This is a genomic window from Empedobacter sp. UBA2044 (genome assembly GCF_002333005.1).
Classification (GTDB): Bacteria; Bacteroidota; Bacteroidia; order Flavobacteriales; family Weeksellaceae; genus Empedobacter; species Empedobacter falsenii_B.
The window spans coordinates 1-1,834 of the sequence record NZ_DDBA01000041.1 but is presented as its reverse complement, the minus strand read 5'-3'; the positions used below and the strand labels follow the sequence as shown (position 1 = coordinate 1,834).

Genomic DNA, 1,834 nt, shown 5'->3' with positions numbered 1-1,834 from the left:
AGTAGTCTCAGGCAGACTCGAACTGCCGACCTCTACATTATCAGTGTAGCGCTCTAACCAGCTGAGCTATGAGACTCTTTAATACTCTTAAAGAGTGGTCTTTTGTTAGTTGTAAGTCTTAAGTTATAAGTAATAAGTTTTTATTCCTTAATCTTTTACTTTATCTTAACCTCTATCTCTAACTATATATTAAATACTACAGAATAAAAAGCCGAATCAAAATCAATCTTCTTACAATAGAAGAAAATTCGTCGTTCTCTAAATATGAGATGTTCCAGCCGCACCTTCCGGTACGGCTACCTTGTTACGACTTAGCCCTAGTTACCAGTTTTACCCTAGGCAGCTCCTATTACGGTCACCGACTTCAGGTACCCCCAGCTTCCATGGCTTGACGGGCGGTGTGTACAAGGCCCGGGAACGTATTCACCGCATCATGGCTGATATGCGATTACTAGCGATTCCAGCTTCATAGAGTCGAGTTGCAGACTCCAATCCGAACTGAGATAAGTTTTTGAGATTCGCATCTTGTTGCCAAGTAGCTGCCCTCTGTACTTACCATTGTAGCACGTGTGTAGCCCAAGACGTAAGGGCCGTGATGACTTGACGTCGTCCCCACCTTCCTCGCGGTTTGCACCGGCAGTCTCATTAGAGTCCCCGTCTTTAAACGCTGGCAACTAATGATAGGGGTTGCGCTCGTTGCAGGACTTAACCTAACACCTCACGGCACGAGCTGACGACAGCCATGCAGCACCTTGCATTCTGTCCGAAGAAAAAACTATTTCTAGTTCTGTCAAATTGCATTTAAGCCTTGGTAAGGTTCCTCGCGTATCATCGAATTAAACCACATGCTCCACCGCTTGTGCGGGCCCCCGTCAATTCCTTTGAGTTTCATTCTTGCGAACGTACTCCCCAGGTGGGATACTTATAACTTTCGCTTAGCCACTGAATCCGAAAACCCAACAGCAAGTATCCATCGTTTACGGCGTGGACTACCAGGGTATCTAATCCTGTTCGCTCCCCACGCTTTCGTCCATCAGCGTCAGTTAATGTTTAGTCACCTGCCTTCGCAATTGGTGTTCTGCGTAATATCTAAGCATTTCACCGCTACACTACACATTCCAGCAACTTCAACATCACTCAAGACTAACAGTATCAATGGCAGTTTCATAGTTAAGCTATGAGATTTCACCACTGACTGATTAATCCGCCTACGGACCCTTTAAACCCAATAAATCCGGATAACGCTTGCACCCTCCGTATTACCGCGGCTGCTGGCACGGAGTTAGCCGGTGCTTATTCTTCTGGTACCTTCAGCTACTTACACGTAAGTAGGTTTATCCCCAGATAAAAGTAGTTTACAACCCATAAGGCCGTCATCCTACACGCGGGATGGCTGGATCAGGCTTCCACCCATTGTCCAATATTCCTCACTGCTGCCTCCCGTAGGAGTCTGGTCCGTGTCTCAGTACCAGTGTGGGGGTTCACCCTCTCAGGCCCCCTAAAGATCATCGTCTTGGTGAGCCGTTACCTCACCAACTAACTAATCTTACGCATGCCTATCCTACTGCGATAAATCTTTCAAAATCTAATGATGCCATTAAATCTGTTATAAAGTATTAATCCTCCTTTCGAAGGGCTATCCTTTTCAGTAGGGCAAGTTGCATACGCGTTACGCACCCGTGCGCCGGTCTCTAGTTCCCGAAAGAACTATACCCCTCGGCTTGCATGTGTTAAGCCTCCCGCTAGCGTTCATCCTGAGCCAGGATCAAACTCTCCATTGTAATTTTTCTTTTGGTATTGCTACCTATGTTTTTACAACTTCGAATTTCCTATA

Annotated in this window: 1 tRNA gene and 1 rRNA gene; both read right to left on the bottom strand. The window is 46.1% G+C overall.

Annotated features, from left to right (window positions below):
* Positions 1 to 2: 2 nt before the first annotated feature.
* Positions 3 to 76: transfer RNA gene (locus tag B4E59_RS07170), tRNA-Ile, on the bottom strand.
* Between the two features lie 186 nt (positions 77 to 262).
* A 16S ribosomal RNA gene (locus tag B4E59_RS07165) occupies positions 263 to 1,781 on the bottom strand.
* Positions 1,782 to 1,834: the final 53 nt, after the last annotated feature.